Below are 8477 nucleotides of genomic sequence, written 5' to 3' on the forward strand. Positions count from 1 at the left end.
GCCCTGGTCCTCCACCACCACCGCATCCCCCGCCCACCGCACCGTGTACCGTTCCTCCTCGCCCGGATCGAAGCCCGGCCCGGTGTCCCGGATCAGCACCCCGCCCCCGGTGCGTCCCCGCGCCGGAGCCCACGCCTCCAGGGCCACGCCGTCCCGCGCGCCCTCCGGCCCGCGGACCGGGAGCACGGCCCCCGCCCGGGCCAGCACCGGGATCCGGCCGGGCGGGGCGTCCAGCAGGATCCGGCCCGGTCCCTCGTACGCCGTCCCGGTCGCGGTGTCGTACCAGCGCCCCCGCGGCAGCCGGACCGCCCGCCGGTTCGCCCCGGGTTCCAGCACCGGTGCCACCAGCAGGGCGTCCCCGAGCAGGAAGGCGTCCTCGCAGTCCCGCAGCGCCCGGTCCTCCGGTGCCCCCCACCACAGCGGCCGTACGTACGGCGCCCCGGTCCGCCGTGCCAGCTGGGCCAGCGTCAGGAAGTACGGCCGCAGCCGCTCCCGCTCCGCCAGTACGGCCCCCGCATGCCGCTCCACCTCGGGCCCGAACTCCCAGGGCTCCCGCCGCCCCGCCCAGATCGCCGAATGGGTCCGGAAGAGCGGCAGGTACGCGCCCAGCTGCAGCCACCGCAGGTACAGCTCCGGCGACGGCGAACCGCCGAACCCGCCGACGTCCGGGCCCGAGTACGGCACCCCGCACAACCCCAGCCCGAGCACCAGCGCGAGCGAGGCCCGCAGCCCCTTCCAGCCGGTCTCCACGTCCCCCGACCAGGTGCCCCCGTACCGCTGCATGCCCGCCCACCCGGACCGGGAGAACAGGAACGGCCGCTCGGCGGGCCGCAGCCGGACCAGGCCCTCCCACCCGGCCCGGGCCATGCCCAGCGCGTACACGTTGTGCGCGGACCGGTGGTCCCCGCCGGCCCCGTCCATGGCGTGGCGGGCCGACCTGGGCAGTGTCGCGTCCCCGAACGGAGCGAAGGAAACCGGCTCGTTCATGTCGTGCCACACCCCGGAGAACCCCTGTGCCAGCCGCTCCGCGTACAGCCCGCCCCACCACTCGCGCACCGCCGGGTCCGTGAAGTCCGGGTAGGCACACTCGCCTGGCCAGACCTCGCCCCGCACCTCCTCGCCCCGGGCGTCCCGTACGAACGCCCCGGCCGGCCCCACCGCCCGGCCGGCGGTGTGCACCGGGTCGCCGGTCTTGACCGCCGGGTCGACGATCGACACGAGCCGTACGCCCTGCTCCCGCAGATCCCGTGCCAGCCCGGGCAGATCCGGGAACCGCTCACCGTCCACGGTGAACACCCGGTGCTGCGCGTAGTGGTCGATGTCCAGGTGCACGGCCGACAGCGCGAGCCCGCGCGCCCGGTAGCCGGACACGACCCGCCGCACCTCCTGCGCGCTCCCGAAGCCCCAGCGCGCGTGCTGGTAGCCAAGAGCCCAGGCGGGCGGTACGGCGGGGGCGCCGGTCAGTGCCGCCCAGCTCTGCAGGACCCGCGCCGGTGGCCCCACCAGCACCCAGCACCGCAGCGGCCCGCCGTCCATGCGCAGCTCGCACGTACCCGGCCGGTCGGGGCCCGATCCGGCGCCCTCCAGGCCCTCCCGGAGCACCACGCGCCCGTCCCAGGGGTTGTCGTGGAACACCAGGTGCGTTCCCGCGTCCGCGACCACCATCTGAACGGGCATGGTGATGTAGAGGGGGTCGTCGCCGGGCCCGAATCCGCCCTTGGGATCGGTGTTCCACAGCCGGTACACGCCGTCGCGCAGCCGCGGTCCGGCGGCGCGCCCGCCGAGCCCGAAGTACCGGGAGTCCGCGGGCACCTCGGCCCGCACAGCCCAACGCGCCTCACCCTCGGGACGACCGCCGCCACCACCACTACCGGCACCGCCAGCACCCTCGATACCCGGGACACCCCCTGCACCACCCGCCAGCCGCCGCCGGTGTCCGGCTCCAGCACCGCCCGCGGGTCGGGCTCCGGCCCGTCGCCCACCACGGCGTACGACGGCGTCGCCCCGGCGCCGTCCCAGCTCCAGAACACGACCCCGCCCGCCGCGATCCGTACCAGCAGCTCCGAACGGGCGAACCGGAGCAGCCCGCCGCCCGGCCTCGGCTCCGTACCCGTCAGCAGGCCGGGCACGCGCGCCCGCTCCGCTCCCCGGCGGGGCAGCCCCACCGCGTCCGCGCGCCGGTGGCGCAGCGCCGCGCGCCATGCGCGCCGCCCGCGCTCCGTACCGATGTCCTTCACCGCACGCACCAGATCGCGACCGTTCATGCTGCTCACCCTGCCACCGGCCGCCGACCGCGCGGGGTGCGTTCAACTTCCGTTCACCCGTCCGTCCACCTCCCCGGCACCTCTGGTGCGGAGGTGGATCACATGGCATCGTCCCTGTGTGCCGCCGCGCGCCCACCCACCGCGCGATGGCACCGTACGCACATCCCGCGCGCACCCCCGCGCAAGCCGCAGACCGACCTGACCGGGAGCCGACCCATGACCTCGACCACCCAGCCGGAACCCCTCTGGTCCCCGGGGCCCGACCGGATTGCCGGGGCCCGTATCACCGCCTTCCAGGCCTGGGCCGCCGAGCGCCACGACGCCCCCGCCGACGGCGGTTACCCCGCGCTGCACGCCTGGTCCGTCGCCGAGCTCGACACCTTCTGGAAGGCCGTCGCCGAATGGTTCGACGTACGGTTCACCACCCCGTACGCATCCGTCCTCGCCGACCGCTCCATGCCGGGCGCGCGCTGGTTCACCGGCGCCACCCTCAACTACGCCGAGCACGCCCTGCGCGCCGCCGAGGACCCGGCGCGCGCCGAGGACGCCGCCCTGCTGTACGTGGACGAGACCCACGAGGCCACCCCCATCACCTGGGCCGAGCTCCGCGGCCAGGTCGGCGCGCTCGCCGCCGAGCTGCGCGCCCTCGGCGTACGCCCCGGCGACCGGGTCAGCGGCTACCTCCCGAACATCCCCGAGGCCGTCGTCGCGCTCCTCGCGACCGCCGCCGTCGGCGGTGTCTGGACCTCCTGCGCCCCCGACTTCGGCGCCCGGAGCGTCCTCGACCGCTTCCAGCAGGTCGAGCCGGTCGTCCTGTTCACCGTCGACGGCTACCGCTACGGCGGCAAGGAGCACGACCGCCGCGACACCGTCGCCGAGCTCCGCGCGGACCTGCCCTCACTGCGCGCCGTCGTCCACATCCCGCTGCTCGGTACGCCGGTCCCCGACGGCGCCCTGGCCTGGGCGGACCTCACCTCCGCCCGCACCGAGCCGGTCTTCGAGCCGGTCCCCTTCGACCACCCGCTGTGGGTGCTCTACTCCTCCGGCACCACCGGCCTGCCCAAGGCGATCGTGCAGTCGCAGGGCGGCATCCTGCTGGAGCACCTCAAGCAGCTGGGCCTGCACTGCGACCTCGGTCCGGAGGACCGGTTCTTCTGGTACACCTCCACCGGCTGGATGATGTGGAACTTCCTCGTCTCCGGCCTGCTCACCGGTACCACCGTCGTCCTGTACGACGGCAGCCCCGGCTACCCCGACACCGGTGCCCAGTGGCGCATCGCCGAGCGGACCCGGGCCACCCTGTACGGAACCTCGGCCGCCTACGTCATGGCCTGCCGCAAGGCCGGGGTGCACCCCTCACGGGACCACGACCTGTCCGCCGTGAAGTGCGTGGCGACCACCGGCTCACCGCTGCCGCCCGACGGCTTCCGCTGGCTGCACGACGAGGTCGCCGAGGACCTCTGGATCGCCTCCGTCAGCGGCGGCACGGACGTCTGCAGCTGCTTCGCCGGCGCCGTTCCGACCCTCCCCGTCCACATCGGCGAACTCCAGGCCCCCTGCCTGGGCACGGACCTGCAGTCATGGGACCCGTCCGGCAAGCCGCTCACCGGAGAGGTCGGCGAGCTCGTCGTCACCAACCCCATGCCGTCCATGCCGATCTACTTCTGGAACGACCCGGACGGCAGCCGCTACCGCGACAGCTACTTCGAGATGTTCCCCGGCGTCTGGCGGCACGGGGACTGGATCACCCTCACCGACCACGGCTCGGTGGTCATCCACGGCCGCTCCGACTCCACCCTCAACCGCCAGGGCGTCCGGATGGGCTCCGCCGACATCTACGAGGCTGTAGAACGTCTCCCCGAGATCAAGGAATCCCTGGTCATCGGCCTGGAGGAACCGAACGGCGGCTACTGGATGCCACTCTTCGTGCACCTTGCCCCGGGCGCCACCCTCGACGACGACCTGCGCAGCCGCATCAAGGCCACGATCCGCGAGGAGCTCTCCCCGCGGCACGTGCCGGACGAGGTCATCGAGGTGCCGGCCATCCCGCACACGCTCACCGGCAAGCGCATCGAGGTCCCGGTCAAGCGACTGCTCCAGGGCACGCCCATGGAGAAGGCCGTCAATCCCGGCTCCGTCGACAACCTCGACCTCCTGCACTTCTACGAGGAACTCGCCCGCACCCGCAGCCGCTCCTGAGCCCTCTGTCAGTGGTCGTCGTTACTCTGAGTGAGCAATCGACTGCGCATTCAGGGGGAGCCATGTCCGCCACGCACCGCACCACCGATGACACCACCGACCGCACCAGCCGCTCGGCCAAGCGCCGCATGCTGCGCCGCGAGATCCCCGGAACCGTCGGCCTCCTGGCCGACCCCGGGGATTTCGCGGCCATGCGCCGCTACCGCAGCTTCGCCTTCGACGACCACCAGGACTACCTGCGCCACGTCGACGACCTCCTCAGGTCCCGCGCCGCCCAGGGCATCCACACCACCGTGGCCCTCTTCGACCCCGAGGAGTACACCCACTTCTGCGCCGAGCAGCACCTCGACCCGGACAGCGCCGCATCCCGCAGCCGCTTCACGGCCGAGCTCGCCGGAACCGGCCCCGGCCTGCCCTACACGGGCCGCCCCATCGACGAGATCGTCCCGCTCCTCATCGACGAGGCCGTCCGCCAGGCCACCTGGGAGTACGCCGCCACACTCCTCGCCGAGCTCGGCACCTGCGCCGACTGCGGCGAGGACATCGGCCGCTCCTCGTTCGAACGGGCCGCCGACGTCCTCACCCGCCTCGTCCGGGGAGCCGGACCGGGACACCACCACCTCGTCTGCAGCATCCCCACCAAGGACCAGCAGCTGGTGGCGGTGCTCCACACCGAGACGCCCCCACATCCGCCCGGGCAGCCACCTGCGGACGCCGGCCCGGCAGGCCCGGACGGCACATCCCGATTCGACGGCCGCGAGAGCCTCGACTTCGTGACCGTCCTCGCCGCGGGCCTCGCCCTCGGCGGCCCCGGGGGACTGGTGCTGCGCACCACCGGCGCGGCCCCCGGGGACCGCGTCCACGGATGGCGCCTCGACCGGGGCCGCCTGGTGCCGCTCTCCGCGGCGGCCGTCTTCAACGCGTACTGCACCGACGCCGACACCGGGGAGCCGGTGGCCCCGGAGCACGGCGTCGACTACTGCCCCGGATACGAGGTCGACGGCCCCGACCCGCACCACGGACCGAGGTAGCCGGCAGGGCCCGGACAGAACGGCAGAACGCCGGAGGGGCCTCCGCCACGGCGAAGGCCCCTCGACCGGCATCACACGTACACGACGAACCGGCTACTCGCCGGACAGCACCGCCTGAGCGGCCATCCGGGCCTCCTCGGCGCTGTCCGCCGCACGTGCCGCGGCCGCGGCACGCTCGCACTGGGCCAGCGTGTGCTTGGCGAGCGTCGCCCGTACGTACGGGATGGAAGCGGCACCCATGGACAGTGAGGTGACCCCCAGTCCCGTCAGCACACACGCCAGCAGCGGATCGGAAGCGGCCTCACCGCAGACACCGCAGCTCTTGCCCTCCACCCGGGCGGCCCCGGCAGCCAAGGCGATCAGGTCGAGCAGCGCCGGCTGCCAGGGGTCCTGGAGGCGTGAGACCGCACCGACCTGCCGGTCGGCAGCGAAGGTGTACTGCGCCAGGTCATTGGTGCCCAGCGACAGGAACTCGACCTCCTGCAGGATCGAGCGCGCCCGCAGCGCGGCGGAAGGGATCTCCACCATCGCCCCGAACTTCGCCTGCAGCCCGGCCGCACGGCACGCGTCGGCGAACGCCCTCGCGTCGGCCCGGTCGGCCACCATGGGCGCCATGACCTCCAGGTGCACCGGCAGTCCTTCGGCCGCCTTGGCCAGCGCCGTGAGCTGGGTCCGCAGCACCTCGGGGTGGTCCAGCAGGGTGCGCAGGCCGCGCACGCCCAGCGCCGGGTTCGGCTCGTCGGCAGGCGTCAGGAAGTCCAGCGGCTTGTCGGCGCCGGCGTCCAGGACGCGGACGACGACCCGGCCCTCGGGGAAGGCTTCGAGCACCTTGCGGTAGGACTCGACCTGCTTCTCCTCGGACGGCGCCTTCCTGCTGTCGTCCAGGAACAGGAACTCGGTGCGGAACAGGCCCACGCCCTCCGCCCCGGCCTCGACGGCCGCCGGGACGTCCGCCGGCCCGCCGACATTGGCGAGCAGCGGCACCTTGTGCCCGTCGGAGGTCGCACCGGGACCGGACGAGGCGGCCAGCGCGGCCTTGCGCTCGGCGGCCGCCGTCTCCAGCTCCGTCTTCTTCTCGTCGCCAGGCTCGACGAAGACCTCGCCGGTCGAACCGTCGACGGCGATCACGGTGCCCTCGGCGATCTCCCCGGCCCCCGGCAGCGCCACGACCGCGGGCACGCCCAGCGCCCGCGCGAGGATGGCGCTGTGGCTCGTCGGGCCGCCCTCTTCGGTGACGAAGCCGAGGACCAGCGACGGGTCGAGCAGCGCCGTGTCGGCGGGTGCCAGGTCCCGCGCGATCAGCACGTACGGTTCGTTGCTGTCCGGTACACCCGGCATCGGAACACCCAGCAGTCGCGCCACGATGCGGTTGCGTACGTCGTCCAGGTCGGCCACCCGCCCGGCCATGTACTCCCCGGCCCCCGCGAGCAGGTCGCGGTAGGCGGCGAACGCGTCGTACACCCCGCGCTCGGCGGTGCTGCCGACGGCGATCCGCCGGTCGACGTCCGCCATGAGCTCCGGATCCTCGGCGATCATGGCCTGGGCTTCGAGCACGTGCTGTGCCTCGCCCCCGGCCAGCTGGCCGCGCGCGATCAGGTCGGCCGCAACGGCGCTCACGGCCTGGCGGGCGCGCCCCTGTTCGCGCTCCGCCTCGTCCGTGGTGATCTGCCTGGCCGGCGGCTCCAGAACCGCCGTGCCCATGTGCCGCACCTCGCCGATCGCCACACCGTGGCTCACGCCGACGCCTCGCAGCGTTGTCTCCATCAGTCTTCCCTGGCCAGTAGTAGTCTTGTCACGCCCCGTGAGGGGTCGGTTCGGGCTGGACCGCAACCCCCGGGTTGGAAGCCCGCCGCTTCAGCGGTGGGCGGAGGCACTTCACCCGTCTCCGATTCGTCGAGCTGATCGAGCGGGAGCGGTGGCCGGGCGCCGGCCGGATCTCCGAGCCGGCGGCACCATCCGGCGATCCGATGCGTCAGGCCCAGCCGAAGAGCTGGTCGCCGGCCTTGACGTCGCCGTCCTCACGGACGTCGCCGAGGGAGTCGGCGGTGGCCTCCAGTGCCACGACGGGGCAGATCGGCGACTTGCCGGCCTCTTCGACGGCGGCGGGGTTCCAGCGGATGACGGCCTGGCCGCGGGTCACGGTGTCGCCCTTGGTGATGAGCAGCTCGAAGCCCTCGCCGTTGAGCTGGACGGTGTCGATCCCGAGGTGGGTGAGGACACCGTGTCCTTCGGCGTCGACGACGACGTACGCGTGCGGGTGCAGGGAGACGACCACACCGTCGACGGGGGACACCGCCTCCGAGGGCTCACGGACGGGATCAATGGCGGTGCCCGGACCCACCATCGCGCCGGAGAACACCGGGTCGGGCACGGCGGCGAGTCCGATGGCGCGCCCGGCAAGTGGGGACGTCACGGTGGTCATGGGGCCTCCCAGGGGATGGGGCTTCGTAGCGTCGCCGTCACTGTCTGTCCCGCGCGACGCACTTTCGAAGGGTATGTCATGAGATGTCCGGTGTTCGCGCGAAACGAACCTCCTGCTGAGGACCGTGATGCGCTCCCGCGACACCGTAGTGGACTAGACCATACGCCTGAATCGATTTGCCTGTGAACCACCAGGCCTGTACTGTCGTGACTCCCGCCAGGACGTCCCACGTGAACTTCTCGCGAACGGACGATGGACGGGGAACCAACCCTTCAGCTTTGATCTTGAGCTCATCCGCTCTGTCGTTTCGTCATACCGATGAACCGGCCGATGTGCAGAGCACGGGAAAGACGCTGATAAGGTCGGAATCGCCGAAAGGGAAAACGCGAAAGCGAAAACCCCGAAAGCGAGCGGATAAAGACTCTGATAGAGTCGGAAACGCAAGAACGAAAGCCCGGAGGAAAGCCCGAGAGGGTGAGTACGAAGGAAGCGTCCGTTCCTTGAGAACTCAACAGCGTGCCAAAAATCAACGCCAGAAGTTGATACCTCGTCCACTCCGGT

Annotated in this window: 5 protein-coding genes and 1 pseudogene; 2 read left to right on the plus strand and 4 right to left on the minus strand. The window is 72.5% G+C overall.

Annotated features, from left to right (window positions below):
• Window positions 1-2264 (minus strand): annotated as a pseudogene (locus HYE82_RS30500) (glycoside hydrolase family 31 protein); the annotation flags it as partial.
• A gap of 216 nt (window positions 2265-2480) precedes the next feature.
• Between HYE82_RS30500 and HYE82_RS30505 the strand changes: the two are divergent.
• On the plus strand, window positions 2481-4463 hold the full coding sequence (locus tag HYE82_RS30505; RefSeq protein WP_179177429.1) for an acetoacetate--CoA ligase: 1983 nt from the start codon (window positions 2481-2483) through the stop codon (window positions 4461-4463).
• 62 nt (window positions 4464-4525) lie between these two features.
• Window positions 4526-5494: a hypothetical protein gene (locus HYE82_RS30510; protein ID WP_179177430.1), complete on the plus strand. Its 969-nt coding sequence runs from the start codon at window positions 4526-4528 to the stop codon at window positions 5492-5494.
• A gap of 93 nt (window positions 5495-5587) precedes the next feature.
• Here HYE82_RS30510 and ptsP read toward each other — a convergent pair whose 3' ends face one another.
• The 3 genes from ptsP to HYE82_RS37375 all read right to left on the minus strand — a co-directional run.
• Window positions 5588-7258, minus strand: a complete 1671-nt coding sequence (gene ptsP / locus HYE82_RS30515; RefSeq protein ID WP_179177431.1) for a phosphoenolpyruvate--protein phosphotransferase — start codon at window positions 7256-7258, stop codon at window positions 5588-5590.
• A 208-nt stretch (window positions 7259-7466) separates the two neighbouring features.
• On the minus strand, window positions 7467-7916 hold the full coding sequence (locus HYE82_RS30520; protein ID WP_179177432.1) for a PTS glucose transporter subunit IIA: 450 nt from the start codon (window positions 7914-7916) through the stop codon (window positions 7467-7469).
• Window positions 7917-8206: 290 nt separating this feature from the next.
• The coding region (locus tag HYE82_RS37375) for a hypothetical protein (protein ID WP_218783248.1) at window positions 8207-8477 on the minus strand (271 nt) is incomplete at its 5' end.

Origin of the sequence: Streptomyces sp. BR123, assembly GCF_013401435.1 — a bacterium.
Classification (GTDB): domain Bacteria; phylum Actinomycetota; class Actinomycetes; order Streptomycetales; family Streptomycetaceae; genus Streptomyces.

Coding starts and splice junctions, on each gene's coding strand:
- HYE82_RS30505 (WP_179177429.1), top strand. CDS start 2,481: ATGACCTCGACCACCCAGCCGGAACCCCTCTGGTCCCCGGGGCCCGAC.
- HYE82_RS30510 (WP_179177430.1), top strand. CDS start 4,526: ATGTCCGCCACGCACCGCACCACCGATGACACCACCGACCGCACCAGC.
- ptsP (WP_179177431.1), bottom strand. CDS start 7,258: ATGGAGACAACGCTGCGAGGCGTCGGCGTGAGCCACGGTGTGGCGATC.
- HYE82_RS30520 (WP_179177432.1), bottom strand. CDS start 7,916: ATGACCACCGTGACGTCCCCACTTGCCGGGCGCGCCATCGGACTCGCC.